Source organism: Agromyces hippuratus (genome assembly GCF_013410355.1).
Classification (GTDB): Bacteria; Actinomycetota; Actinomycetes; order Actinomycetales; family Microbacteriaceae; genus Agromyces; species Agromyces hippuratus.
This window is the reverse complement of the sequence record NZ_JACCFI010000001.1, coordinates 438,757-462,358: the sequence shown is the minus strand read 5'-3', so window position 1 is coordinate 462,358 and position 23,602 is coordinate 438,757. Positions and strand designations below refer to the sequence as shown.

Here is a 23,602-nt window from a genome sequence, read left to right as displayed (position 1 = left end):
TCCAGCATGCCGCACGAACATGCCGGGCCGACGCCGCCGTAGGCTGTTGGCATGAACGGCGAGTCCCCCGTGCGCGTCGACGCCTGGCTCTGGGCGGTGCGGCAGTTCAAGACGCGGTCCTCGGCCACGGCGGCATGCCGGGCCGGGCATGTGCGCGTGAACGGCGAGCGGGCGAAGGCGGCCCAGTCGGTGCGGCCCGGCGACGAGGTGCGCGTGCGCATCGACGGCTTCGATCGCATGCTCGTCGTGCGGCAGACGCTCGTCAAGCGCGTGTCTGCCGCGGTCGCGGCGACGGCGGTCGACGACCGCACGCCTCCCCCGCCGCCGCGCGAGACGGTGGCGATCGTCGCGACGCGCGACCGCGGTGCGGGGCGTCCGACGAAACGGGAACGGCGAGACCTCGAGCGCCTCCGCGGCCGCTGAGCGCGCGCGGCGTAGCCTGATCGACGTGCATACCGAACTCACCCACGAGCCCGACGCCCGCCGATACGTGCTCCGCGTCGACGGCGACATCGCGAGCGTGCTCGACTATCGGGAGCTGGGCGACTCGGTCGCGTTCACGCGCACGTTCACGAACCCGCCGTACCGCGGCAGCGGCCTGGCCGGCGAACTCGTCGAGTTCGCGGTCGACGATGTCGAGGCGAACTCGACCCGGCGCATCGTGCCGAGCTGCTGGTACGTGGGCGAGTGGTTCGACCGGCATCCCGATCGGGCGGGGCTGCTCGACCCGCGCGCGGTCTGACCCGGGCCACCGAACCCCGTCGCGACGCCCGGCGTCGCTATGGAGACTCCATCGCTCCGCCCGGGCGCCACTGCGGCTCAGCGCTTGCGGTGCGTTGCCTCGGACACTGCGTCGCTGCTGGCGCGGTGCTCGACCTTCGCCTTCTTGTCGGCGCGCTTCTCTTTCAGGGTCTTGCTCGCGGCCGTCTTGGACGACGACTTCTTCGGCGACTTGTCTGACATGGATTTGCCCTTTGATCGGAGGCCTGGGCGGCCCCGTGCGGGCAACCCTACGCGACATCCCCCGGGATCAGTACCAGTTCACCGACTGCGAGTGCGACCACGCACTGCACGGGCTGCCGTATCCGCGGGCGATGTAGTCGAGCCCCCACTTGATCTGGGTTGCGGCGTTGGTCTGCCAGTCGGAGCCGGCGGTGGCCATCTTGCTGCCGGGCAGCGACTGCGGGATGCCGGTGGCGCCGCTCGACGCGTTGTACGCGGTGTACGACCAGCCCGACTCCTTCTGCCAGAGCTGTTCGAGGCACTGGAACTGCGACTCGTCCCAGCCGTACTTCGACGCGGCGAGCGAGCGTGCGGTGTCGCGGGCGCCGTCGGGCGTGTTCGCCCGGGCGAGCGCCTCCGCGGCGGCGGCGGCCTTCTCGGCCTGGGCGCGGTCGTAGGCGGCGGCGGCCGCCGCGGCCTTCTCGGCTTCGGCGCGGGTCTGCTTCGTCAGGTCGACGATCGAATCGATCGGCAGCCGCTCGTACTCGCCGAGCGAGGCGACGGACGCAGCGAGGCCACTGGAGTCGACCTTGCCGTCGACCGCGGCGAGCGTGGCATTGGCCGCGGTGAGGGTGTCCTGAGCACTGTGGCGGGTGCGGGCCTCGGCGATCGCGCTGTAGGCGCCGAGCTGTTCCGAACGGAGTCCCGTCGACTCGGAGAGCGCGGTCGTCTCGGCGATGCTCGCCTGCGTGCTGATCGCGGACTGCACCGTGAATCCGGTGCCGACGATGAGGCCGGTGGCCATGACGGCGCCGACGGCGATGAGCCGCTTGCGGCTGATGCGGCGCTTGCGGATGCTGCGGCGCGGGTGTCGTGCTTCGGGGGCGGTTTCGGTTTCGGGCGTGATGATGTCGTTGCGCATATGTTCTGGGGTGCTCGGATCGGATGGGGGACGCCCCCGAGCGAGGGCAGAAGTCAGACACTCTGCCCGGAGTTTCTGAAGAGTTCCTCAGTTATTGCTGTGCAGAGCATGATGATCGCCCACCACGCCCGCGATACTGGGAGGATGCCCAGCAACTCCCGCCAGCTCCGACCGGCCGCAGACGATCGGTGCCCCTGCCGCAGTGGCAGCACCTTCGGGGAATGCTGCGGCCCCCTGCTCGCGCGCAGCGCCGAGGCGCCGACCGCCGTGCAGCTCATGCGCTCGCGCTACACCGCCTTCGCAGTCGGCGACGCCGAGTACCTCCGCGCGACTTGGCATGCCAGCACGCGTCCGATCGACCTCGATCTCGACGACGACACGACGTGGCTCGCCCTCGAGATCGTCTCGACCGAGCGCGGCGGCCCGTTCGATCGCGACGGCGAGGTCGAGTTCCGCGCCTCCTACCGTTCCGACGACGAGCGCGGCGTGCTGCACGAGCGGAGCCGGTTCCTCCGCGACAGCGGCAGGTGGTTCTACGTCGACGGCGACGTCTGAGCACGCCGCGTCGTCGGTCGCGTCGCGTCGTCAGTCGCGCTCGGCCTCGGCGCCCGACCCGTCGCGCAGGGCGCGCTCCTCGGAACCCTCGAGCTCTTCGAACACCGTGATCTGCAGGCCCGCCGGCGCATCGAGCCGTGAGTTGAGCGAACGCCACGGCGTCTCGACCGGCTCTGCGACGACGGCGGCGCCGGCATCGGCGAGGCGACGGGTGGTGCCCGCACCGTCGGTCACCTCGAAGGCGAGCCGGATGCGCTGGCTCGGGCGCCCTTCAGCCTCGAGTTCGTCGATCACGCGCTTGTGGGTCGGGTTCGCGATCTCGAGGGTCGCCCGCCCTGCCTCGAGGATGGTCACGCGGTCATCGTCGCCCTCGGTGTAGGCCATGAGCTCCGGCATGCCGAGCGCGTCGCGGTAGAAGGCCACCGCCCGTTCGTAGTCCTCCGCCTCGATGACGACTCGGAGTTGCAGGACCGGTGGCTGCGCGGCATCCGTCATGTCTGCATCATCCCAGATCGAGTCGTGCCGGGTCAGGCGGCGTCGCGGGCGACGGGCCAGCACCTCGTCGTCACGCCGATGGCATCCCACACGTTGATGACGATGATGAGCGAGATGAGCGCGGCCGTGCGATCCTCGCCGAAGACGGCGGTCGCGGCGGCGAGATCCTCCTCGGGCACGTGGGTCTCCGAGAGCCGGGTGATCGACTCGGTGAGGTGCAGGGCCGCCCGTTCCGCCGCGGTGAACAGCCCCGAATCGCGCCACACCGCGACGGCGTGCAGCTTCTGATCGGAGACGCCGGCGGAGCGCGCATCCTTCGAGTGCACGTCGACGCAGTAGACGCATCCGTTGATCTGCGAGGCGCGGAGCCGCACCATCTCGCGCAGCCGCGGGTCGAAGTCGACCCGGTCGAGTTCGGCGGTCGCGGCGTGGTCGAGCGAGGCGACCGCGCGGGAGAAGCGCGGCACGATCGCATCGAAGTCGAGGCGGAGGGGGATGTCGACGAGTGCATCGGTGATGGTCATGACACCACGCTACGAGTCGATCGGCCCACTGCTACAGTCCAATTCCATGGGTGAACCCTGGGCCATTCGCGGTCTCGACCTGCATCTCGATCTCGACCGGCGCCGAAAGGCGGCCTCGCTCGAAGAGGCGCTCCGCGCCGCGGTCCGCGACGGACGCCTCGAGGCCGGCACCCGGCTGCCCGCCAGTCGCACCCTCTCCGCGGACCTCGGCATCGCCCGCAACGTGGTCGCCGAGGTCTACGGCGTGCTCGTCGCCGAGGGGTGGCTCGAGGCCCGCGTCGGCGCCGGCACCTGGGTCGCCGCGCGGCACGGAGCGGGAGCGGAGGCATCGGGTGTCGAATCGCAGCCGCGTCTGCCGGAGTCCGGTCTCGACCTGCGCGGCGGAATTCCGGATGCCTCGTCGTTCCCCCGACGCGAGTGGGCGGCCTCGGCGCGGCGGGCGGCACTCGACCTCCCGGCGTCCGCATTCGGGTACGGCCCGCCGCAGGGCTCCCTCGCACTGCGGGCCACGCTCGCCGAATACCTCGCCCGCACTCGCGGCGTCTGGGCGGACGATACGCGCATCGCCGTCACCCGCGGCTTCGGCGCCGGTCTGGCGACTGTCGCGCGCTCGCTCGTGGTCCGAGGCGCACGGCGCATCGCCGTCGAGGAGTACGGCCACGAGGCGCATCGCGGCATCCTCCGCGCCGCGGGCCTTGACGTGGTGGCACTCGCCGTCGACGGCGACGGCGCCGTCGTCAGCCGTTTGGGAGGTCTCGCCGTCGATGCCGTGCTCCTGACGCCGGCGCACCAGTTTCCGACCGGTGTCGCGCTCTCGCCATCGCGTCGACTCGAGGTCGCCGCCTGGGCGGAACGCACCGGGGCGCTCATCATCGAAGACGACTACGACGGCGAGTTCCGCTACGACCGTCGAGCGATCGGCGCCCTGCAATCGCTCGCCCCCGAGCACGTCGTCTACCTCGGCACCGCATCGAAGAGCCTCGCCCCTGCCGTCGGTCTCGGCTGGGCCGTGGTGCCCGAGCGCCTGGCCACGGAGTTCGCCGCGCAGTTCGTCGCGGTGAACGGCATCGCCGACGTGTTGAATCAGTCGACCCTCGACGCCTTCATGAAGGCGCACGAGTACGACCGCACCGTGCGCCGCCGTCGCGCCGAGTACCGCTCACGCCGAGAGCTCCTCGAACGACGCGTCGCCGCAGAGCTCCACGGATGCCGGGTCAGCGGCATGCGTGCCGGCCTGCACTGCCTCGTCGAGATGCCGAGCGGCCGCGACGAGCGCGAGGTCACGTCCGTCGCCCGGCGGTTCGGCGTACGGCTCGACGGACTCGGGTCCTTCCGGCTCGGCGACGCCTCGGAGCTGCGGGCGCCGGCGATGGTCGTCGGCTACGGAGCACCGGCGACGCACCGCTTCGAGGCGGCCCTCGACCGTGCGATCGCCGCGGTCCGTGCGGAACTCGAGAGGTCGACGACGACCGACCGGACCTGACGCGAACGCCTTCCGCGCTCGCGCACCGCGTCGACCGATCAGTCGCCGCGTGGACGACCGTGCTCGTCGAAGAACGCGGCGAGATGACCGGCGAGCAGTTCGGGCTCCTCGTGGGCCATGAAGTGGCCGCCCGCCGTCGCCGGGTGCCACCCCCTGATGTCGCTGCACGCGCGCTCGGCGAGGCTCCTCGGGATGTCCCGGATGACCGCCTCGGCACTGAGCGTGAATCCAGCGGGCACCGTGATCACGGGTCTCGGCGCGTTCGCCGGGAAGTCGAAGTACTGGCGGAACGAGGTGCCGATCGAACCGGTCGACCAGTACAGGGTCGCGAGGGTGAGGAGGGTCTCTCGATCGAAGCGACGCTCGAGGTCGCCGCCGGCGTCGCTCCAGTCGCGCAGCTTGTCGATGATCCATGCGAGCAGCCCCGCCGGAGAATCGATGAGTGCCGCTCCGACCGTGTCGGGCCGTGTGCCCATGATGGCGCTGTACCCCTCGTCGCCCTCGTCGAACTCGGCTTCGGCCTCGAGCACCGCGCGCTCCGCAGACGTGAGCGGCTCGGTGAACTCCGCAGGGAACGGCGGATGGATCATGTACAGCCCGAGCACTCGATCGGGGTGCTTCGCGGCGATCCATGCGGCAACGGTGCCGCCGATGTCGCCGCCGAAGACGCCGAACGGCGCATCGCCGACGAGCTGCCGCATCAGCTCGGCCATCAGGTCGGCCATGACCTCCCGGGTCAAGGGAGCATCGGGCAGCTCCGAGAAGAGGAAGCCGGGCATCGACGGGATCACGAGGTCGAATCGGAGCCCGCGCGACTCGCCGGCGGCGTGGAGCGCACGGACGAGTGGCAGCATCTCGAGGAAGCTCGACGGCCAACCGTGCATGACGAGCAGCGGGATCGTCTCGCCATCGGCAGCGCCGGCGCTCGCGCGAACGAAATGCAACCGAGTGCCCTGCACCAGTGACTGCCGGTGATCGAGCTCGTTCAGGCGCGTCTCGACCGAACGCCAGTCGAACGTCTCGGCCCACTCGGCGACGAGGCCCGAGAGATACCCGGGATCGACGCCTCCCGCCCATGGGCGGCTGCTGCTCCCCTGAACGAATCGAGTGCGACGGAGTCGCTCGCGCAGGTCGTCGAGCTCGGCGTCGGAGAGGTCGATCGTGAGCGGATCACCGGCCGGGTTCATGCCAGTGCCTCCCCCTGCGCGTCGAGTGCGCGGTACGCGCGCTCGACGGCCCCGTCGAGCGCATCGACGGGGATCGACCAGTCGTCGTGCGCGTCGAGGGCTTCGACGGGCGTCAGCCCCGACGCATGCGCTGCGCGGAACCGATCGGCGATGAGCCCCAACTCCGCCGCCTGCCGCTCCACGAATGCGCGGTCGACCACTCGGCCGTGGCCGGGCACCACCCGGTCACTCGGCCGCATCACGGCGGCGAGGTCGACGAGCACTCCGGGCCAGCCCAGCGGATAGCTGCCCGACCCGTACATCACGGGCCCCGACTCCTCGATGAGGTCGCCGAGGATCCAGACGCGCTCATCGGGCACGAAGAGCACGAGATCGGTGTCGGTGTGCGCGGGCGGCTGCGGTCGCAGTTCCACGATGCGGTCGCCGAGGTTCAGCACCAGCGGTTCGCGGAGCGGATGCGTCGGGGGCGTCAGCACCACGTCGCCCCACTGCCGATCGGGCTCGCGGGTCGGATCCGCACGCCAGGCGGTCAGCCGCGGCCCCTCGAACTCGGCGAAGTGCGCGGCGATGTTCGCGTGGCCGTAGATCGCGGCATCCGTCGCCGTGCCCGGACCGAAGACCTGGTTGCCGAAGGTGTGATCGAAATGCGCATGGGTGTTCACGACCCAGCGCACCGGACGGTCGAACCGTGCAGCGACGTCTGCGGCGAGTTCGATCGCCTCGCTCGGCTGCACTCGGGTGTCGACGAGCAGCAGGCCGTCGGCGCCCTCGATCACGACGATCGAGATGTCGAACGGATCGTAGCGACGCTGGTGGACGCCGGGAGCCACGGTGAGCCATGCTGTCATGCCTCGAGCGTAGCGACGCGCCGATGCGCGGTCGGTGCGCCAGCGGCGAACGACGGCGCAGATCAAAGGAAACGCAGAGATTCGCGTCGTAACGTGGCATCCGTGACCCCGCTCGACGGTACCCCGCCCACCAAGCACGGCACTCCTCCGATGCTCACGGCTCGCGCGCAGCGCACGCTCGAGACCATCGACGGCCAGACGCTCGATGAGATGCGCGCCCTCCGCGACGAGACCGAGCGCTTCATGCTGCGCTACAAGTTCGGCATGGACGAGGTGATCACGAAGCTCTCGATTCTGCGCGAGGAGTTCAGCCAGACCCACGACTACAACCCGATCGAGCACATCTCGAGCCGGTTGAAGAGCCTCGACAGCGTCATCGACAAGATGCAGCGCAAGGGCGTCGACCCGACGTTCGAGACGATCCGCGACACGATCACAGACATCGCCGGCGTGCGGGTGACGTGCAGCTTCGTGTCGGACGCGTACCGCATCTTCGAGCTGCTCACGGCGCAGCGCGACATCCGGGTGCTGCAGGTCAAGGACTACATCAGAGACCCGAAAGCGAACGGCTACCAGAGCCTGCACGTCATCGTGGAGGTGCCCGTCTTCCTCTCGACCGGGGCGCACCCGGTGGCCGTCGAGGTGCAGATCCGCACGATCGCCATGGACTTCTGGGCGAGCCTCGAGCACAAGATCTACTACAAGTACGACCGTCAAGTGCCGCAGGAACTGCTCGACGGGCTGACCGACGCTGCGCACACCGCCGCCGAGCTCGACACCCGCATGGAGCGGCTGCACCGCGAGGTGCACGGTGCGCCGCGGTCGCCGATCGGCGCCGACGTGCACCCGGTGGCCGGGCGGCCCGGCAACCCGGTCTGAGCTGCACCGGGTCTGAGCTGCCGGCTCAGCGTCGGGTGAGCGCGGCGAACTCCCGGGAGCCCGCCTCGGTCACCCGGAGCGATCGGTCCCCCCGGCGACGCTCGACCCAGCCCTCGGCGATCACGCGTTCGAGCACGTGGGCGCCGAGACCACCGGCGACGTGCGGTCGGCGCTCGGTCCAGTCGAGGCATCCGCGCAGCACGGGTCGCCGGGAGGAACCGACGACACTCATTCCCTCGGCGATGCCGAGCCGATGCGCGAGCGGCGTATCCGGGTCGAGCACTCGCCCCGGTTCCCCCGCGACGAGCGGCGCGATCGCACCTTCGCGCACGAGCGCGTCGGCGAGGTCGAGTGCGAGCCGGCCCGCGAAGTGGTCGTAGCACGAGCGAGCGAGGGCGAGCCGATCCGCGGAGGCGGACTGGGCGTATGAGGACACCGCCCGCCGCGGCGCGATCGACTGCAGCGCCTCGACGGCGTTCGCGACATCGGCGCTCGCAAGGGTGAAGTACCGATGCCGGCCGAGCCTGCGATCGGTCACGAGTCCGCCGGCGAGCAACTGCGCGAGGTGCGTGCTCGCGGTCGATGCGGTCACCCCTGCGATGGCGGCGAGCTCGCTCGCGGGCAACGACCGTCCATCGAGCAGTGCCACGAGCATCGCGGCACGGGCGGGCTCGCCCATGAGGCGAGCGGGTTCGGCGAGGTCGGCGTCTCCGAGCATGCCTCCACGATACGTCGGCGACACTTCGCCCGGCATCGAAGCGTCCCGGGCATAGCTTCGAACCATGATCGAGTTCATCGAACGGGCCGAGGTCGAACGCATCCTCGTCGACCCCGCATCGCGGGTCCCCGAGGCCGCGCCGGCGACAGGCCGCCCTGGTTCACCGCTCACGCGCTTCCGAGCGGGCGTCTCGCGCTTCGTGAACGACGCCGAGCACGATGCCCGTCGAGCCCGCCTCGAGGCGCTGCTCTGCGAGCTCGACGCCGCCGCCCTCGCCGCTGCCGCCGCGGCGCAGGTCAAGGCCGGAACTCCGGTCGGCCGCATCACCGTCGCCGTGCTCGCCGAGCGGCTCGGCTTCGCCCGCCCCGACGCCCTCCCGCCGCTCGTCGAGACGGTCGCGGCCGCGTACCCCACGGGCGAGGCAGCGGACCCCGATGCAGCGGATGCCGCGGTGGCCGCCGTGCTCGAGGCATCCGGCGCCGTCGACCCGGGCGAGCGGGTAGTGCGCGTGCAACTGCTCGTGCAGGCGCACGCGGCGACGACGACCCTCGTCGAGCGGGCGCTCGCCCTCGCTCGATCGCAGGCTGCCGCCGTGCCGACCCGGACGCTGCTGGAGTCCGTGCTCCGCGACGACTCCCCGGTGCCCGTCACGCGACGGCTCGTGCCCGGACCGCTCGACGGCGGAGAGACGCTCGTCTCGCTGCACCTCGACGGCCCCGACCGCGACGCCACCGCCGAGCGCCCCGCTCGCGTCCTGGCGTTCGGCGCGGGTCCCCGAGCCTGCCCGGCGCCCCACCATGCCCTGGCGATCGCCGCGGCGATCGTCGAGACGATGCGCAGCGACGCGCCCCGAGACGAGGAGACCTCCCCCGATGCTGACCCCCGCTGAGTTCCGCACCCTGCACCGACCGGGCGACCCGCTGCTGCTTCCGAACGCGTGGGATCTGGCCTCCACCCGCTGGCTCGCGGCCGCCGGACACCGCGCAATCGGCACCACGAGCCTCGGTCTCGCCTTCGGCGCCGGCCGGCGCGACGGTGCCGGCGAGATCGCTGCGGAGACGTTCGCGCTCGCGCAGGCGGCCGCGGCCGTCGGCATCGCGCTCAGCGTCGACCTCGAGGCCGGCTTCTCGGACGACCCCGACGAGGTGGGCCGGTTCGCCGCCGAGCTCGCCGCGATCGGATGCGTCGGCGTGAACCTCGAGGACTCGACCGAGCACGGCGAGCTGGCCGATCCCGAGCTCGCCGCAGCGAAGGTCGCCGCGATCGCCGCTGCGGCGCCAGGGCTCTACCTGAACGCCCGCACCGACGGGTACTGGATCGACGGCGACGCCGACGCCGACGCCCGCTTCACCGATGCGGTGGCCCGTTCCGGGCGATATCTGGCCGCCGGTGCATCCGGTGTCTTCGTGCCCGGCGTGCTCGACCCGGCGACGATCGCTGCCCTCGCGGGCGCGATCGAGGCGCCGCTCAACGTGCTCGTGCAGCCGGAACTGCCGTTCTCGCGACTCGCCGAGCTCGGGGTCGCCCGGGTCAGCACCGGGTCGTTGCTCTTCCGGATCTCGCTGGGGTCGATCACCGGGGCCGTCGGTGCGCTCGTCGGAGACGGCGTGCCGACGAGCACGCTTCCAGCTGCGCCCTCGTACGCCGAGGTCGCCGGCCTGCGGCCCACCGCGGACTGAGTCAGGGCTGCTGCTTGGCCCGGCTCGGCTGCACGCGCATCGGTTCGCCCGGCATCTTCGGGAAGTCGGGCGGGAACGGCAGTTCGCCGAGCCCGTCGTCGAGGTCGCGCTGCCACCATTCGAGCAGCGTGTCGATGCGGCCCGGCTCGTCGTGCATGCCGTGCCACGGGTCGCCGACGCTCCGAAGCCGCTCCGGCATGGTGCGCACCGTGTGATCGCCCGGATCGGTCGAGGCGAGCTCGTCCCACTCGAGCGGGCACGACACCGAGGCCTGCGGCAGCGGGCGCGGGCAGTAGGCGCCCGCCATCGTGCGGTCGCGGTTGGCCTGGTTGTAGTCGATGAAGATGCGGTCGCCGCGCTCCTCCTTCCACCAGTTGGTGGTGACCTCGTCGGGCATGCGGCGTTCGAGCTCGCGCCCGAGCGCGATGACGGCGTGCCGCACGTCGAGGAACTCGTGCTCGGGCTCGATGGGCGCGAAGACGTGGATGCCGCGACTGCCCGAGCTCTTCACGAACGCCGTGAGCCCGACCTCGCCGAGCAGCTTCCGAAGTTCCACTGCGACGGGCACGGCCTCGGCGAATCCCGTGCCGGGCTGCGGGTCGAGGTCGATGCGCAACTGGTCGGGGTTGTCGGGGTTCTCGGCCCGCGACGCCCACGGGTGGAAGACGATCGTGTTCATCTGCGCCGCCCAGACCGCCGCGGCCGGCTCGTCGACGACGAGCTGCGGATGCGTGCGCCCGCTGGGGTAGGTCACCGGCACCGACCGCACCCACTCGGGTGCCCCCTTCGGCGGGTTCTTCGAGAAGAACTGCTCGCCGTCGACGCCGCCCGGGAATCGCTGCAGCGACACCGGGCGGTCGCCGTTCGCCTCGACGAACGGCGCGCCCACCGCGACGAAGTACTCGGCGAGTTCGAGCTTGGTGATGCCGGCCTCCGGCCAGATCACGCGCGACGGACTCGAGATCCGCACGTCGCGATCGCCGTGCGGACCAGGGACGGAGAGAGTGACGGCATCGGCCATGCAGGCGACGCTACTCCCCTCGCGCAAGCGACGTCACGCGGGCGGCGCTCAGGCGCTCCGGCGCGTCACGCGATCTGCGCCGTCGCCTGCGTCGCGTACCGGCGCGCCGCCCGCTCCCGGGCCTTCGCCGCTTCCTCCTCGCGGTTCTTCGGCGGTGCCGTGGTCACGAGGTCGTCGAGCAGGTGGCGGGTCACGTGCGCGATCTCGGCCACCGCGCGGTCGAACGCCTCGGCGTTGGCCTTCGAGGGTTTCGTCGACCCGCTCACCTTGCGCACGAACTGCAGCGCCGCGGCGTGCACCTCGTCGTCGGTGGTCGCCGGTTCGAAATTGTGGAGGGTGTGGATGTTCCTGCACATGCCACGAGCCTAACTCGCAGCGTCGAGGATGTCTCGGCTCAGCGCTGTTCGTCGCGCGCGGCACGAGCTGCCTCGCGCGCGGCATCCCGTGCCGCGTCGGCGGCCGCGGCCGCTTCGGGCGTCGGTGCGGTGCCGCCGAGCGAGCGCGGCTGCCACCACATGCCGGTGCCGTCGACCGGGTACTCGGCCTGCAGTCGATCGACCATGCGCTGCAGGGTGGCACGGAGATGCTCGGTCACGGTGTGCGGGTCCTCGTCGGCGGCGACGGTGATCGGCTCGCCGAATGCGAAGCTCACCGGCACGCCGAACCGCTCGAAGAACCTCACCTTGTGCCCCTTGGTCATCAGGCGATGGCCGCCCCAGACGGCGACCGGGATGATCGGCACACCGGCCTCGGCCGCGAGACGCGCCGCGCCGGTCTTGAGCTGGCGCACGGTGAAGGAGGCGCTGACGCCTGCTTCGGGGAAGACGCCGAGGAGTTCGCCGTCGCGGAGCGCGGTCACGGCCTTGGCGTAGGCGGCAGCGCCGGCCTTCATGTCGACGGGGATGTGCTTCATGCTGCGCAGCATCGACCCGACGATGGGCTTGTCGAACACGCTCTGCTTGCCCATGAAACGGATGCGGCGACGGTTGGCGAGCCAGGTCGCCCACTCGACGAGCGCGAACTCGAAGTAGCCGAAGTGGGTCATGGCGACCACCGCACCGCCGGTCGTCGGCACGTGCTCGGCACCGGTCACGTTGCGCTTCAAGCCCCAGAAGCCGAACAGCGCGCGCCCGGCGACGATCGCCGTGCTGTAGATCGGGTCACTCGGGCGTCGCGTCATATGCCCAGCGTACGGCGTGGCGCTGAGCGCGTCCTGCGTTCGCGCGGCTCCCTCAACGCGTCACATCGACTCGTGATGCACGTCGGCGACGGGCTGCAGGCGGAAGAGCCGCACGACCCTGCCCGACTCCCGCTCGTACGCGCGGTACCCGGGCCACTGCGCCTCGATGCGCTCCCATGCGGCGTCGCGTTCGTCATCGGCGATGCGACTCGCGCGCACCGGCATCCGCTTGCCTCGCACCGTGATCGCGGCGTCGGGGTGCGCGATCAGGTTGTAGGTCCACCCGGGATGACGGTCACGGGCGAAGCTCGTGCCGGCGACGATCGCGCGGCCCTGCCCGTCGGGCGTGTACATGAGCGCGGAGTCGCGGGGCTCACCCGACTTCGCGCCGGTGGTGTGCAGCACGAGCGACGGCACGAGCAGTGCGCTGAGTTGCACCCGCCCGCCCGAGACCGCGGCGATCGCGCGCTCGATCGGCGGAAGCGCGCGCGGGGCGCACCAACGGAAGAGTCGCGTGCGGGTCAGCGGCGACACCACGGCACGGACGAGCTGCAGCACGGTCGGCATCCACCCATTGTGTCGGCCAGACCGCTCAACGTCACGAACCGCCCGCGCGCTCCTGCTCGACGGCCTCGCGTGCGGCGACGAGTTCGGCCGCGGCATCGGTCGCCCGGCGCTCCGCGCGCTGCATGCGGCGGATCGCCAGCGTCGGGGCGCCGTACCGCGCGCTCACGCGGTCGTGCTCGTCGTCGACGCCGGTCACGATGTAGGCGGCGGCGATGAGGATGACCTGGCTCGAGAGGTTCAGCCAGATGAGCAGGGCGATGAGCGACCCGAACGAGGCGAGCAGCGGATTGCTGGTCGCCCCGCCGACGAAGAGGCCGGAGAGCAGCTGCAGCACGGAGAGGCCCACGGCCCCGAGCAGCGCCCCGCTCCAGAGCGAGCGGGCGCTCGGGCGCATGCCGGAGAGCACGCGGAACATGATCGCGATGAGGAGCGCGTCGATCACGAACGTCACCGCGACGGTGACGACCCGGGAGGAGGCGTCGAGGACCGCATCGCGACTCTCGATGCCGAGCCAGCCCAGCATGGTGCCGAGCGCGGTGGTGCTGAAGACCGTGACGGTCGCGGCCGCAGCGAACGCGGCGCCGAACCCGATCGCGAGGAGGAGGTCCCGGAGCATGACCCAGACGAAGAAGGTCTGGTCGTCGGGCTGCGAGCCGAGGCGGCGGAAGGCGGTGCGGAGCGACCCGATCGCACCGATCGCGGCCCCGATGAGCCCCACGAGGGCGAGGATGCCGGCGATGCTGAGCGTCAGCGGCTGCACGAGGTCGCCCGGCGCGATCAACCCGCCCTCGCCGAAGAGACCGGGAATCGCGGCATCGACCGTCTCCACGAGCGCGGCGAGCGCGTCTGGATTGCCCGAGAGCCAGATGCCCGCGATCGCGAAGCCGAGGAAGACGCCCGCGAAGATCGAGAAGAGCACCCGGTACGTCACGCTGTCGGCCAGCATCGCACCGTGGCGTTCGAGGTAGAGGAGGAACGCCCGGGCGGGCTTCAGCTCCAGGGCCCACGCCGTGACGCGGGTGCCGAACGCGATGATTCCGGCGAACGCGCCCGGCTTCGCGGCGTTCGGACCGTCTCCCCCGTGCTCGCTCATGCCGTCAGGCTATCGAGCCGCGGATGCCGCCGGCCGACGACCCACGCCGATGCCGCCGAATCGGGCTGCAATGCCGAACGGCGGCGACGTCGGGCGCGCAGCCCGGCGTCGCCGCCGTTCGATCATCCGTTCGGATCAGTACCAGCCGGCGGACTCCGAGTGGTCCCACGCGCCGCACGGCGTGCCGTAGCGGCCCGCGATGTACCCGAGGCCCCAGGTGATCTGCGTGGCGGGGTTGGTCTGCCAGTCGCTGCCGGCCGTGCCCATCTTGCTACCGGGCAGGGCCTGCGGAATGCCGTAGGCACCGCTCGAGGAGTTCTCGGCGTAGACGTTCCAGCCGGACTCGCGGTCCCAGAGCGAGACGAGGCAGCCGAACTGGTCGGCACCCCACCCGTACTGCGCGGCCATGAGGTCGCGCGCGATCGCCTGGGCGCCGCTCGGGTTCGCAGGGCCGCTGGGGCGCGAGCCGGTCGAGGACCCCGACGACTCGGACTCGGCCTCCGCCTCGGCAGCGGCAGCAGCAGCGGCAGCGGCGGCAGCAGCGGCAGCCGCCTTCTTCTCGGCTGCGATCTTGTCGGCCTTCGCGACGGCCGCCTGCACCGGCGCCGCGTGGGCTTCCGTGCGATCGGCGAGCTCGAACACTCGCTCGGGGGCGAGGAGCCGGTAGTTGCCGAGCGCCGCGACCGACGAGGCGAGCTCCGTGGCGTCGGCCTTGCCCTTCGCCGCCGCGATCGTGTCGTTGGCCGCGGCGATGGTGTCGTTCGCGGCCTTCACGGCCCGCGCCTCGAGGATGCCGGCATGCGAGCCGAGCTGCTCCACATCGAGGTTCGCGGCGTCGCGCAGCGCGTCGGTCTGCGCGATGCTGTCGTTCGTCGCGGCGACGGCGGACTGCACGGCGAATCCCGTGCCGACCATTGCGCCGACGGCGACGACGGCTCCGGCCGCGAGCATCGGTCCGCTCCTCCAGAGGGGGCGGTTGCGGCGGGACCGGGGGCGGAGCTCCTCGGTCTCGCGGGCTTCGGACTGGCTGTTTTCAGAAGAGGATGACTGGTTCTGCATGACTTTCACAAGGCGGGTCGCCGTGACGCAGTGCGCTGGATGACCCTTGGTCGACGTTCCACGAGCGGGGGCGCCCGGGCGAAGTGGCCAGTCTGCCGAGGCCTTCTGGACAGAACCTCAGCTTCGCCTGTGAAAGTCATCCGAACCGAGGACGGGTTCCGAACGCTGTTGTAGGCCCCAGACGATGGGATCAGTACCAGTTGTTCGCCTGGAAATGGGCCCATGCACCGCACGGCGTGCCGTATCTCCCCGCCACGTAGCCGAGTCCCCAACTGATCTGCGTGGCCGCGCTCGTCTGCCAGTCCGCGCCCGCCGACGCCATCTTGCTGCCGGGCAGGGCCTGCGGAATCCCGTAGGCGCCGTCCGGACTGCCTGCCGTGACGTTCCAGCCGGATTCCCGGTTCCAGAGTTCGACGAGGCAGCCGAACTGGTCGGCGCCCCAGCCATGGCGGGCAGCCATCATGTCGCGGGCGATGACCTGCGCCTCGCTCGGGTTCGCGGGCGCCGCCGGCCCGGGTCCGCTGCTCGCCGGCGGCGTCGCGGCGTCGCGCTCGGCCGCCGCGCGTTCGGCGGCCGCCCGCTCCGCTGCCGCCCGCTCGGCCGCGGCCTGCTCGGCCGCGACGCGATCGAACTCGACGACCGCGGCCTGCACGGTGACCGCGTGGGCGCGAGCCGCATCGGCGAGCTCGAAGACCCGCTCGGGGGCGAGGAGCTCGTACGACTGCAGCGCGGCGACGGATGCCTCGAGGTCCGAGGCATCCGACTTGCCGTCGGCTGCCGCGATCACGGCCTCCGCCGAGTGCAGCGCATCGACCGCATCCTGCGCGGCCCGCGCCGTGAGGATGCCCTCGTGGGTGCCCAGCTGGCTCGCGTCGAGATCGGTCGCCGCGGAGAGCTGCGCCGTCGCGGCGATCTGCTCCGCCTCCTGCGCTGCACGTTCAGCGACGGTGTCGTTCGTGATGACGCCGGTGCCCGCCACTGCGGCCAGTGCGATCACGGAGGCTCCTGAGGCCATGGCGCGCCAGCGCGCTGGTCGTGTGCGTCTGCGTGGGGTTCCTGGTCCGGTCGATCCGCCCGTCGTGGGCCGTGCGGTGGTCGAGACTCCGGACGCTTCGCTCATGCTTCTCCCCCAGCGGAGGCTCGACCCGACGGCCGATCCTCACCGTGCGACGATCCGCGAGCGCCCTCCGCCCGCGGAAGTTGCCAATCCGCACAGACTAACCGAAGGGATCCTCGGTTTGGCAAGCCCTTCGTGACGGGCGTCACGTTCGTACATGTCGGGTTGTTTCACGCCGCGACGGTGCGGAACCGCGCGTCGGTAGGGTGGTCGACGTGCGATCCCCCCTCCTCTCCCTGCTCCTCGTCGGTCCGCTCGCGTTGAGCGGCTGCGCCGCCGCGACTCCGGCTCCGACCGCCGATCCGACCGCCGCAGCGAGCGCCGAGGCGAGCACCGAGGCCGGGGCCGAATGCGACGGCATCGGCGTGATCGTCGACTTCGGCACGCTCGGGGGCGAGGGTGCGTCGGACTGCGTCGACACCGGCTCCGCGATCGCCGCGACGGCGGCGCTCGATGAGGCCGGCGTCACGACCGAGGGTTCGGTCGAGTGGGGCGACCAGATCGTCTGCCGGGTCGACGAGCGGCCCGGGCCCGATGAGACCGTCGAGGTCGCGGGCGAGTCCTCGTTCGTCGAGTCCTGCCAGTCGATGCCGCCCGCCTACGCCTATTGGGCGCTCTGGGTGAAGCCCTCGGCCGAGGCCGAATGGGAGTACGCGCAGGAGGGCCTCGGCACGCTGCAGCTCGAGCCCGGCCAGAGCGTCGGCCTCGTCTACACGACCGGCACGGAGACTCCGACGCCGGCCGGATGATGCGGTTCCGCGCGGCTCCACTGCGCGCGGCGGCGATCGTCGCGGCGGTGTTCGTCGTGTCGCGCGTCGCCTACCGCCTGGTGTTCGGCGGGGCATCCGGTGGCGGAATGGTGCTCCTCGACCTGCCGCGAGTGCCGCTCGAGGGCCCGTTCGCGCACATCGCGCTCTTCGGACCCGTCACGAGCGGCGGCATCTGGAACGCCGCGGTCAGCGCGCTGCCGTTCGCGGCGGTCATCCTCGCCTTCGGCGTGCTGAACGCGTTCATCGACGTGCAACGCCTCTTCGTGCTCGGTGCGACCCGTGGCCCGATCCGCGCCGTCTCGCGCGCGCTCGTCATCGCCTGGGCCACCGCTCCGGCGCTCGCCCATTCGGTGCGACGGATGCGTCGGGCCGCCGCCCTTCGCGGTGAGCGCGGGCCTTCGGCCCTCCTCGTGCCGGTGTTCGAGCACACGGTCGAACGGGCCCTCGCACTCGCCGCCTCGATGGAGGTGCGCGGGTTCGCGGCATCCGCTCGACCGACCGCCGACGCCGAACGGCCCGTGCGGTGCACTGCGGCCTCGCTCGACCAGGGCGGCGTCTGGCGCCTCGACGACGTCGATCTCGAACTCGCCCCGGGCAGCCTGACGATCGTGTCGGGCGCGACGGGCGCGGGCAAGTCGAGCCTGCTCGACGCGATGAGCGGCCTCTTCCAGCATTTCGAGGGCGGCGTGCAGGGCGGGCGCATCGAGATCGGCGGGCTCGATCGGCGCCGGTTCACGCCGCGTGAGACGGCCGGCTTCGTCGGCGTCGTCGCCCAGCAGGTGCGACGGTCGTTCGTGGCCGAGACGGTGCGCGACGAGATCGGCTTCGCGCTCACCACGCGGGGCCTCGACGCCACGCTCATCGCCGAGCGGGTGCAGCAGACTGCCGATGAACTCGGGATCGCCCGACTGCTCGAGCGGCCGGTCATCGCGCTCTCCGCCGGTGAGGCGACGCTCGTCGCGATCGCCGCGGCCCTCGTCTCGCTCCCGGCCCTGCTGCTCGTCGACGAGCCGCTCGCCGAGCTCGACACGGCGGCGCGACGAGTCGTGTGCGCGGTGCTCGACCGGGTCGCGCACGAGTCGGGCGCCTGCGTCGTCGTCGCCGATCATCGGACCGCGGAGTGGCGAGGCGTCGCCGATGTCTGGCTCGAGATCGACGACGGGCGCGTCACGATCGGCGATGCCCCGGCACTCGCACCGTCGACACCGACGACTCCCCCGGCACCTGCTGGCCGAGTCGTCGGCGACGACCGGGCTGCGGCGGGGCCGCGGCATCCGCTCGTCTCGGTGCAGGGACTCGAGGCCCGACACGGCGACACGCTCGCGGTGCGCGATGCGCGGTTCGCCATGCGCGCCGGCGAGCGCGTCGCGGTCACCGGCGCGAACGGCGCGGGCAAGAGCAGCCTGCTGGGTGCGATGGCGGTGCCGGATGCCGCGGGCCGAATGCTGATCGACGGCATCGATGTCGCCTCGCTCGACCCGACGGCGCGCCGCCGCGCGATCACGCTCGTGCCCGAGCAGTTCGACGACCTGTTCTTCAGCACGACGGTCGCCGCCGAGTGCCACCGGGCGGATCGCCGGAATCGGCCGGCGACGCCGACCGCAGAGGCCTTCGCGGCGCTGCTCGGCCGCGAGCTCGACGAGGGCCTGCTCCTCCGGCATCCTCGCGACCTCTCGGCGGGCGAGCGGCTGTGCCTCGCGATCGCGATCCAGCTCGCCCCTTCGCCCGCCGTGCTGCTCGTCGACGAGCCGGCCCGCGGGCTCGACGCAGCGGCTCGGCGACTCGTGGGCGACGCCCTCGTCGCCGTCGCCGGCGCCGGTCGGGCCGTGCTGTTCGCGACGCACGACCGCGAGTTCGCCGCTCGATTCGCGATCCGCGAGCTCACGATCGAGCGGGGCGCGGTCTCACCGGCTCCGCTCGTGACCGCGGAGGTGATCGCATGACCGCCGTGGGGCCGCGAACCGACCAGCACGTCGGGGTCGACGACAGCGCGCGCGCAGACCGTGCCACCTCACGTCGCGAGCTCGTCACCACCGTGGCGCTGCTCGCCGGCAGCACCCTCGCCCTCGCCGCGTTCGGCTGGCCGCTCGTCGCCACGGCGGTTCCGGCCGATGCGCAGCGTGCCGCGCCGTTCGTGGCCTTCGCGGTGCTGCCGGCGGTCATCGCCGTCGTGCTCGCCGCCCTCGATCGGCAGATGCACTCGGCGAAGGCGGTGGCGCTGCTCGGCGTGCTCGCGGCGATCGGTGCGGGCATCCGCATCGCGGGTGCCGGAGTGGGCGGCATCGAGGCGGTCTTCGTCCTGCTGATCCTCGCCGGCAGGGCGTTCGGCGCACGGTTCGGGTTCCTGCTCGGCATGCTCACGATCGCCGTGTCGTCGGTGCTCTGGGGCGGCATCGGCCCGTGGACGCCGTTCCAGATGTTCGCGTGCGCCTGGGTGGCCGCGGGTGCCGGCCTGCTGCCGGCCATCCGCCCACGGGCGGCGACCACGGCCGCCGTGCGGCGCGCGACCGCCCTCGAGATCGCCATGCTCGCCGGGTACGGGGTCATCGCCGCCTATGCGTTCGGGCTCATCATGAACCTCTGGTTCTGGCCCTTCGCCGTCGGCACGGGAACCGGCATCTCCTACGACGGGGCGGCGCCGCTCGGCGAGAACCTCGCCTCGTTCGCGCTGTACTCGCTCGTGACCTCGACGCTCACCTGGGACACGGTGCGCGCGGTCACGACCGTGATCGGCATCGCCCTGATCGGCCCGGCCGTGCTCGCCTCCCTCCGGCGGGCGAAGCTGCCGTCGCAGCGCCCGTCGGTCCGGCGGCAGTCGGTCCCGCCCGCCTAGACCGAGAAGTACTTGGCCTCGGGGTGGTGGAAGACGAACGCGTCGGTCGACTGCTCGGGGTGCAGCTGCAGCTCCTCCGAGAGCACGACGCCCATGCGCTCGGGCTTCAGCAGCTCGACGACCTTGCGACGGTCCTCCATATCGGGGCAGGCCGGGTAGCCGAGCGAGAAGCGCGCACCGCGGTAGTGCAGCTTGAAGAGCCCGGCGACGTCGTCGGGGTCCTCCCCGCCGAGGCCGAGTTCGTCGCGCACGCGCGAGTGCCAGTACTCGGCGAGCGCCTCGGTGAGCTGCATCGCGAGGCCGTTGAGCTCGAGGTAGTCGCGATAGCGGTTCTCGGCGAAGATCTTCGCGGTCGCCTCGCTGACGCGCTGCCCGGCGGTGACGAGCTGCACGGCGACCACATCGACCTGCCCGGCGTCGCGCGAGCGCACGAAGTCGGCGAGGCAGAGGTGCCGATCGCGGCGCTGCCGCGGGAAGTGGAATCGCAGTCGATCGCCGCCGAGCGCACCGCCCGAGCCGCCGTCGGGCGCGAGCAGGCCGGCCGCGCCGAGCAACCCGTCGGGGTCGTCGCCGTGGTGGAGCACGACCATGTCGTCGCCGTCGGCGACGACCGGGAAGTAGCCATAGGCCACTGACGCGTCGAGCAGCCCCTCGGCGAGGATGCGGTCGAGCCAGTACCGCAGGCGCGGGCGGCCCTCGGTCTCGACGAGCTCGTCGTAGCTCGCGCCGTCGTCGGCGCGACTCGGCTTCAGGCCCCACTGCCCCATGAACGTGGCGCGCTCGTCGAGGAACGCGGAGTATTCGGCGAGCGCGATGCCCTTGACGATGCGGGTACCCCAGAACGGCGGGGTCGGTACGGGGTTGTCGGCCGCGACATCCGATCGTGCCGGCATCTGCTCGGGCTCGGTGACGGTGAGCAGCCCCGGCCGGTGGATGCGCTTCTTCAGCGGTGGCAGGCCGACGGTCGCCGGATCGGCGCCGCGGGCGATCGCCACGAGCGGCTCCATGAGCGCGAGTCCCTCGAAGGCGTCGCGGGCATAGCGGACCTGGCCGTCGAAGATCCCGGCGAGATCGTCCTCGACATACGTGCGGGTGAGGGCGGCGCCGCCGAGGATGACGGGCCAGCGCTTCGCGAGGCCCCTGGCGTTCAGCTCCTCGAGGTTCTCCTTCATCACGACGGTCGACTTCACGAGGAGGCCCGACATGCCGATAACATCGGCATCGTGCTCCTCGGCCGCCTTGATGATGTCGGCGATGGGCTGCTTGATGCCGAGGTTGATCACCTCGTAACCGTTGTTCGAGAGGATGATGTCGACGAGGTTCTTGCCGATGTCGTGCACGTCGCCGCGCACCGTCGCGATGACCATCGTGCCCTTGCCGCCGGCAGACGACTTCTCCATGTGGGGTTCGAGCAGGGCCACGGCGCTCTTCATCACCTCGGCCGACTGCAGCACGAACGGCAGCTGCATCTCGCCCGAGCCGAAGCGCTCGCCGACGACCTTCATGCCCTCGAGCAGGTGCACGTTGATGATGTCGATCGCGCTCAGTCCCCCGGCGCGCGCCAGGTCGAGGTCGGCCTCGAGCCCCTTGGCCTCGCCGTCGATGATGCGGCGCTCGAGGCGCTCGCCCACGGGCAGCGCTGCGAGCTCTGCCGCACGCGCATCGCGGATCGCGGCCATGTCGACGCCGGCGAACAGGTCGAGCATCGCCACGAGCGGGTCGTAGGTCAGCGTGCCGTCGGCGTCGTACTCGCGCCGGTCCCACACGAGGTCGAGCGCGACCTTGCGGCGGTCCTCGGGCACCGAGGCGAGCGGCACGATCTTCGCCGCGTCGACGATCGCGCTCGTGAGTCCTGCCTCCACCGCTTCATGCAGGAACACCGAGTTCAGCACCGACCGCGCCGCGGGGTTCAGCCCGAACGAGACGTTCGAGACGCCGAGGGTCGTGTTGATGCCCGGGTACTTCGCCGTGATCTGCTGGATCGCGTCGATCGTCTCGATGGCGTCGCGTCGGGTCTCCTCCTGCCCCGTCGCGATCGGGAACGTCAGGGCGTCGACGATGATGTCGTCGACGCGCATGCCCCACTCGCCCACCAGGGTGTCGACGAGTCGCGAGGCGATGCGCACCTTGTTCTCCGCGGTGCGCGCCTGGCCCTCCTCGTCGATCGTCAGGGCGATGACCGCGGCGCCGTGCTCCTTGACGAGCGGCATGATGCGGGCGAAGCGGCTGGTGCCGCCCTCGCCGTCTTCGAAGTTCACCGAGTTGACGACGGGGCGGCCGCCGATGAGCTCGAGCCCGGCCTGCAGCACGGCCGGCTCGGTCGAGTCGACCACGAGCGGCAGCGTCGAGGCGCTCGCGAGCCGTGAGACGACCTCGCGGATGTCGGCGACCCCGTCGCGCCCCACGTAGTCGACGCAGACGTCGAGCAGGTTGGCGCCGTCGCGCACCTGGTTGCGGGCGATGTCGACGCAGTCGTCCCACCGCTCGTCGAGCATCGCCTCGCGGAAGGCCTTCGAGCCGTTGGCGTTGGTGCGCTCGCCGATCGCGAGGTACGAGCTCTCCTGCTCGAAGCTGACGTGCTGGTAGAGGCTCGCGACACCGGGGTCGGCCTCGATACGGCGATCGGATGCCTCGGCACCCCGCAGCCTCGCGACGACGGCGCTCATGTGCGCCGGCGTGGTGCCGCAGCATCCGCCGACGAGGCCCAGGCCGAACTCGCGCACGAACTGCTCGTGCGCGGTCGCGAGCTCCTCGGGAGTGAGCGGGTAGCTCGCGCCGTTCGCGCCGAGCACGGGCAAGCCCGCGTTCGGCATGCACATGACGGGCACGTTCGAGAACTTCGAGAGGTGGCGCAGGTGCTCGCTCATCTCGTCGGGCCCGGTCGCGCAGTTCAGGCCGATCGCGTCGACGCCGAGCGGTTCGAGCGCAGTGAGGGCAGCGCCGATCTCGGAGCCCATGAGCATGGTGCCGGTCGTCTCGACGGTCACCTCGACGAAGATCGGCAGCCGCACGCCGGTCGCCGCGATCGCCTGCTTGCAGCCGTTCACGGCGCTCTTGGTCTGCAGCAGGTCCTGCGAGGTCTCGACGAGGAAGGCGTCGGCGCCGCCGCGGATGAGGCCCTCCGCCTGCAGGGCGAAGGTCGACTTGAGGTGCGCATAGCTCGTGTGCCCGAGGCTCGGCAGCTTCGTGCCAGGTCCCATGGAGCCGAGCACCCAGCGCTCACGGCCGTCGCGCGCCTGCCAGGCCTCCGCGCGCTCCCGGGCGATCGCGGCGCCCGCCGCGGCGAGCTCCTCGATGCGGTCGTCGATGCCGTAGTCGGAGAGGTTCGACCAGTTCGCACCGAAGGTGTTCGTCTCGACGGCGTCGATGCCGGTCTCGAAGTAGGCGTCGTGGATCCGCCCGATGATGTCGGGGCGGCTGACGTTCAGGATCTCGTTGCAGCCCTCGAGCTGCTGGTAGTCGTCGAGGCTCGGGTCGTGCTCCTGGAGCATCGTGCCCATCGCCCCGTCGGCGATGACGACGCGCTGTGCGAGCGCCTCGAGCAGGTGCACGGATCGCTCGGGTCGCACCGCTCCCTCGATGTCGGTCGAGGCGGAATCCGTCTGCGCTGAGGCCTGAGTCACCCGGCAATCGTAACGATCACGGGCGCCGCGGCCGCTCGTGTGACGGACCGTGCGTCACGTGCACCGGCGCGGCATCCGTTCACAGCGAACCCACAGCGGGCAGGCCG

At 71.5% G+C, this 23,602-nt stretch carries 25 protein-coding genes; 10 read left to right on the top strand and 15 right to left on the bottom strand.

Annotated features, from left to right (window positions below):
* Positions 1 to 51: 51 nt before the first annotated feature.
* Both BJY17_RS02205 and BJY17_RS02200 read left to right on the top strand, forming a co-directional pair.
* The gene (locus tag BJY17_RS02205) at positions 52 to 423 is read left to right on the top strand and encodes an RNA-binding S4 domain-containing protein (RefSeq protein WP_074259278.1); all 372 of its coding nucleotides are present in this window, start codon (positions 52 to 54) and stop codon (positions 421 to 423) included.
* Between the two features lie 25 nt (positions 424 to 448).
* Positions 449 to 742 carry a GNAT family N-acetyltransferase gene (locus BJY17_RS02200; protein WP_179549937.1) on the top strand — a complete coding sequence of 98 codons (294 nt, stop codon included), beginning with the start codon at positions 449 to 451 and terminating at the stop codon, positions 740 to 742.
* A 77-nt stretch (positions 743 to 819) separates the two neighbouring features.
* Here the strand turns inward: BJY17_RS02200 and BJY17_RS02195 are convergent, their stop codons facing one another.
* A complete protein-coding gene (locus BJY17_RS02195) occupies positions 820 to 963 on the bottom strand; it encodes a hypothetical protein (protein WP_179549936.1) in 144 nt (47 codons plus the stop codon).
* Positions 964 to 1,030: 67 nt separating this feature from the next.
* Positions 1,031 to 1,864 carry an aggregation-promoting factor C-terminal-like domain-containing protein gene (locus tag BJY17_RS02190; RefSeq protein WP_179549935.1) on the bottom strand — a complete coding sequence of 278 codons (834 nt, stop codon included), beginning with the start codon at positions 1,862 to 1,864 and terminating at the stop codon, positions 1,031 to 1,033.
* Positions 1,865 to 2,008: 144 nt separating this feature from the next.
* Here BJY17_RS02190 and BJY17_RS02185 point away from each other — a divergent pair, with 144 nt between their 5' ends.
* Positions 2,009 to 2,419 carry a YchJ family protein gene (locus BJY17_RS02185; RefSeq protein ID WP_179549934.1) on the top strand — a complete coding sequence of 137 codons (411 nt, stop codon included), beginning with the start codon at positions 2,009 to 2,011 and terminating at the stop codon, positions 2,417 to 2,419.
* Positions 2,420 to 2,449: 30 nt separating this feature from the next.
* Here the strand turns inward: BJY17_RS02185 and BJY17_RS02180 are convergent, their stop codons facing one another.
* Positions 2,450 to 2,914, bottom strand: a complete 465-nt coding sequence (locus BJY17_RS02180) for a VOC family protein (protein ID WP_179549933.1) — start codon at positions 2,912 to 2,914, stop codon at positions 2,450 to 2,452.
* Between the two features lie 32 nt (positions 2,915 to 2,946).
* Positions 2,947 to 3,438 carry a carboxymuconolactone decarboxylase family protein gene (locus tag BJY17_RS02175; RefSeq protein ID WP_179549932.1) on the bottom strand — a complete coding sequence of 164 codons (492 nt, stop codon included), beginning with the start codon at positions 3,436 to 3,438 and terminating at the stop codon, positions 2,947 to 2,949.
* A gap of 46 nt (positions 3,439 to 3,484) precedes the next feature.
* Between BJY17_RS02175 and pdxR the strand changes: the two genes are divergently transcribed.
* On the top strand, positions 3,485 to 4,921 hold the full coding sequence (gene pdxR / locus BJY17_RS02170; RefSeq protein WP_179549931.1) for a MocR-like pyridoxine biosynthesis transcription factor PdxR: 1,437 nt from the start codon (positions 3,485 to 3,487) through the stop codon (positions 4,919 to 4,921).
* Positions 4,922 to 4,959: 38 nt separating this feature from the next.
* Here pdxR and BJY17_RS02165 read toward each other — a convergent pair whose 3' ends face one another.
* Both BJY17_RS02165 and BJY17_RS02160 read right to left on the bottom strand, forming a co-directional pair.
* Complete coding sequence (locus BJY17_RS02165; protein WP_179549930.1) at positions 4,960 to 6,108, bottom strand: epoxide hydrolase family protein; 1,149 nt, start codon at positions 6,106 to 6,108, stop codon at positions 4,960 to 4,962.
* On the bottom strand, positions 6,105 to 6,956 hold the full coding sequence (locus BJY17_RS02160; protein WP_179549929.1) for an MBL fold metallo-hydrolase: 852 nt from the start codon (positions 6,954 to 6,956) through the stop codon (positions 6,105 to 6,107). The genes BJY17_RS02165 and BJY17_RS02160 overlap by 4 nt, the downstream gene beginning before the upstream one ends.
* A gap of 150 nt (positions 6,957 to 7,106) precedes the next feature.
* Between BJY17_RS02160 and BJY17_RS02155 the strand changes: the two genes are divergently transcribed.
* Complete coding sequence (locus tag BJY17_RS02155) at positions 7,107 to 7,835, top strand: GTP pyrophosphokinase (RefSeq protein WP_179552665.1); 729 nt, start codon at positions 7,107 to 7,109, stop codon at positions 7,833 to 7,835.
* A 25-nt stretch (positions 7,836 to 7,860) separates the two neighbouring features.
* On the opposite strand, the gene BJY17_RS02150 is transcribed toward BJY17_RS02155, so the two are convergent.
* Entirely contained in the window at positions 7,861 to 8,553 is a 693-nt protein-coding gene (locus BJY17_RS02150; RefSeq protein ID WP_218889837.1) for an ArsR/SmtB family transcription factor, read from the bottom strand.
* A 64-nt stretch (positions 8,554 to 8,617) separates the two neighbouring features.
* Here BJY17_RS02150 and BJY17_RS02145 point away from each other — a divergent pair, with 64 nt between their 5' ends.
* Positions 8,618 to 9,442, top strand: a complete 825-nt coding sequence (locus tag BJY17_RS02145) for a hypothetical protein (RefSeq protein WP_179549927.1) — start codon at positions 8,618 to 8,620, stop codon at positions 9,440 to 9,442.
* Positions 9,426 to 10,232: an isocitrate lyase/PEP mutase family protein gene (locus BJY17_RS02140; RefSeq protein ID WP_179549926.1), complete on the top strand. Its 807-nt coding sequence runs from the start codon at positions 9,426 to 9,428 to the stop codon at positions 10,230 to 10,232. Before BJY17_RS02145 ends, BJY17_RS02140 begins: the two co-directional genes overlap by 17 nt.
* A 1-nt stretch (position 10,233) precedes the next feature.
* Here BJY17_RS02140 and ligD read toward each other — a convergent pair whose 3' ends face one another.
* The 7 genes from ligD to BJY17_RS02105 all read right to left on the bottom strand — a co-directional run bounded on the left by ligD (position 10,234) and on the right by BJY17_RS02105 (position 16,149).
* Positions 10,234 to 11,253, bottom strand: coding sequence for a non-homologous end-joining DNA ligase (ligD, locus tag BJY17_RS02135; RefSeq protein WP_179549925.1), 1,020 nt, complete (start codon positions 11,251 to 11,253; stop codon positions 10,234 to 10,236).
* A 65-nt stretch (positions 11,254 to 11,318) separates the two neighbouring features.
* Entirely contained in the window at positions 11,319 to 11,609 is a 291-nt protein-coding gene (locus tag BJY17_RS02130) for a DUF2277 domain-containing protein (protein ID WP_179549924.1), read from the bottom strand.
* A gap of 38 nt (positions 11,610 to 11,647) precedes the next feature.
* The gene (locus tag BJY17_RS02125; RefSeq protein ID WP_179549923.1) at positions 11,648 to 12,433 is read right to left on the bottom strand and encodes a lysophospholipid acyltransferase family protein; all 786 of its coding nucleotides are present in this window, start codon (positions 12,431 to 12,433) and stop codon (positions 11,648 to 11,650) included.
* A gap of 60 nt (positions 12,434 to 12,493) precedes the next feature.
* A complete protein-coding gene (locus BJY17_RS02120; protein WP_179549922.1) occupies positions 12,494 to 13,000 on the bottom strand; it encodes a nitroreductase family deazaflavin-dependent oxidoreductase in 507 nt (168 codons plus the stop codon).
* A 31-nt stretch (positions 13,001 to 13,031) separates the two neighbouring features.
* A complete protein-coding gene (locus BJY17_RS02115; RefSeq protein WP_179549921.1) occupies positions 13,032 to 14,093 on the bottom strand; it encodes a YihY/virulence factor BrkB family protein in 1,062 nt (353 codons plus the stop codon).
* Positions 14,094 to 14,228: 135 nt separating this feature from the next.
* The gene (locus tag BJY17_RS02110; RefSeq protein ID WP_179549920.1) at positions 14,229 to 15,044 is read right to left on the bottom strand and encodes an aggregation-promoting factor C-terminal-like domain-containing protein; all 816 of its coding nucleotides are present in this window, start codon (positions 15,042 to 15,044) and stop codon (positions 14,229 to 14,231) included.
* Positions 15,045 to 15,342: 298 nt separating this feature from the next.
* Positions 15,343 to 16,149, bottom strand: a complete 807-nt coding sequence (locus BJY17_RS02105) for an aggregation-promoting factor C-terminal-like domain-containing protein (RefSeq protein ID WP_179549919.1) — start codon at positions 16,147 to 16,149, stop codon at positions 15,343 to 15,345.
* A 335-nt stretch (positions 16,150 to 16,484) separates the two neighbouring features.
* Here BJY17_RS02105 and BJY17_RS02100 point away from each other — a divergent pair, with 335 nt between their 5' ends.
* From BJY17_RS02100 to BJY17_RS02090, 3 genes are read left to right on the top strand one after another with little or no spacing between them, the layout of a single operon-like run.
* Positions 16,485 to 17,018, top strand: coding sequence for a hypothetical protein (locus BJY17_RS02100; protein WP_179549918.1), 534 nt, complete (start codon positions 16,485 to 16,487; stop codon positions 17,016 to 17,018).
* A complete protein-coding gene (locus BJY17_RS02095) occupies positions 17,015 to 18,982 on the top strand; it encodes an ATP-binding cassette domain-containing protein (protein ID WP_179549917.1) in 1,968 nt (655 codons plus the stop codon). The genes BJY17_RS02100 and BJY17_RS02095 overlap by 4 nt, the downstream gene beginning before the upstream one ends.
* Positions 18,979 to 19,872, top strand: a complete 894-nt coding sequence (locus BJY17_RS02090; protein WP_179549916.1) for an ECF transporter S component — start codon at positions 18,979 to 18,981, stop codon at positions 19,870 to 19,872. The genes BJY17_RS02095 and BJY17_RS02090 overlap by 4 nt, the downstream gene beginning before the upstream one ends.
* On the opposite strand, the gene metH is transcribed toward BJY17_RS02090, so the two are convergent.
* Positions 19,869 to 23,495, bottom strand: a complete 3,627-nt coding sequence (metH, locus tag BJY17_RS02085) for a methionine synthase (protein ID WP_179549915.1) — start codon at positions 23,493 to 23,495, stop codon at positions 19,869 to 19,871. The two genes, BJY17_RS02090 and metH, sit on opposite strands and share 4 nt — an antisense overlap.
* Positions 23,496 to 23,602 lie beyond the last annotated feature (107 nt).

What these genes read in the sequence shown, in the direction of transcription:
- BJY17_RS02205 (WP_074259278.1), top strand. Translation starts at nt 52, where the DNA reads ATGAACGGCGAGTCCCCCGTGCGCGTCGACGCCTGGCTCTGGGCGGTG.
- BJY17_RS02195 (WP_179549936.1), bottom strand. Translation starts at nt 963, where the DNA reads ATGTCAGACAAGTCGCCGAAGAAGTCGTCGTCCAAGACGGCCGCGAGC.
- BJY17_RS02190 (WP_179549935.1), bottom strand. Translation starts at nt 1,864, where the DNA reads ATGCGCAACGACATCATCACGCCCGAAACCGAAACCGCCCCCGAAGCA.
- BJY17_RS02185 (WP_179549934.1), top strand. Translation starts at nt 2,009, where the DNA reads ATGCCCAGCAACTCCCGCCAGCTCCGACCGGCCGCAGACGATCGGTGC.
- BJY17_RS02180 (WP_179549933.1), bottom strand. Translation starts at nt 2,914, where the DNA reads ATGACGGATGCCGCGCAGCCACCGGTCCTGCAACTCCGAGTCGTCATC.
- BJY17_RS02175 (WP_179549932.1), bottom strand. Translation starts at nt 3,438, where the DNA reads ATGACCATCACCGATGCACTCGTCGACATCCCCCTCCGCCTCGACTTC.
- pdxR (WP_179549931.1), top strand. Translation starts at nt 3,485, where the DNA reads ATGGGTGAACCCTGGGCCATTCGCGGTCTCGACCTGCATCTCGATCTC.
- BJY17_RS02165 (WP_179549930.1), bottom strand. Translation starts at nt 6,108, where the DNA reads ATGAACCCGGCCGGTGATCCGCTCACGATCGACCTCTCCGACGCCGAG.
- BJY17_RS02160 (WP_179549929.1), bottom strand. Translation starts at nt 6,956, where the DNA reads ATGACAGCATGGCTCACCGTGGCTCCCGGCGTCCACCAGCGTCGCTAC.
- BJY17_RS02155 (WP_179552665.1), top strand. Translation starts at nt 7,107, where the DNA reads ATGCTCACGGCTCGCGCGCAGCGCACGCTCGAGACCATCGACGGCCAG.
- BJY17_RS02150 (WP_218889837.1), bottom strand. Translation starts at nt 8,553, where the DNA reads ATGCTCGGAGACGCCGACCTCGCCGAACCCGCTCGCCTCATGGGCGAG.
- BJY17_RS02145 (WP_179549927.1), top strand. Translation starts at nt 8,618, where the DNA reads ATGATCGAGTTCATCGAACGGGCCGAGGTCGAACGCATCCTCGTCGAC.
- BJY17_RS02140 (WP_179549926.1), top strand. Translation starts at nt 9,426, where the DNA reads ATGCTGACCCCCGCTGAGTTCCGCACCCTGCACCGACCGGGCGACCCG.
- ligD (WP_179549925.1), bottom strand. Translation starts at nt 11,253, where the DNA reads ATGGCCGATGCCGTCACTCTCTCCGTCCCTGGTCCGCACGGCGATCGC.
- BJY17_RS02130 (WP_179549924.1), bottom strand. Translation starts at nt 11,609, where the DNA reads ATGTGCAGGAACATCCACACCCTCCACAATTTCGAACCGGCGACCACC.
- BJY17_RS02125 (WP_179549923.1), bottom strand. Translation starts at nt 12,433, where the DNA reads ATGACGCGACGCCCGAGTGACCCGATCTACAGCACGGCGATCGTCGCC.
- BJY17_RS02120 (WP_179549922.1), bottom strand. Translation starts at nt 13,000, where the DNA reads ATGCCGACCGTGCTGCAGCTCGTCCGTGCCGTGGTGTCGCCGCTGACC.
- BJY17_RS02115 (WP_179549921.1), bottom strand. Translation starts at nt 14,093, where the DNA reads ATGAGCGAGCACGGGGGAGACGGTCCGAACGCCGCGAAGCCGGGCGCG.
- BJY17_RS02110 (WP_179549920.1), bottom strand. Translation starts at nt 15,044, where the DNA reads ATGCTCGCGGCCGGAGCCGTCGTCGCCGTCGGCGCAATGGTCGGCACG.
- BJY17_RS02095 (WP_179549917.1), top strand. Translation starts at nt 17,015, where the DNA reads ATGATGCGGTTCCGCGCGGCTCCACTGCGCGCGGCGGCGATCGTCGCG.
- BJY17_RS02090 (WP_179549916.1), top strand. Translation starts at nt 18,979, where the DNA reads ATGACCGCCGTGGGGCCGCGAACCGACCAGCACGTCGGGGTCGACGAC.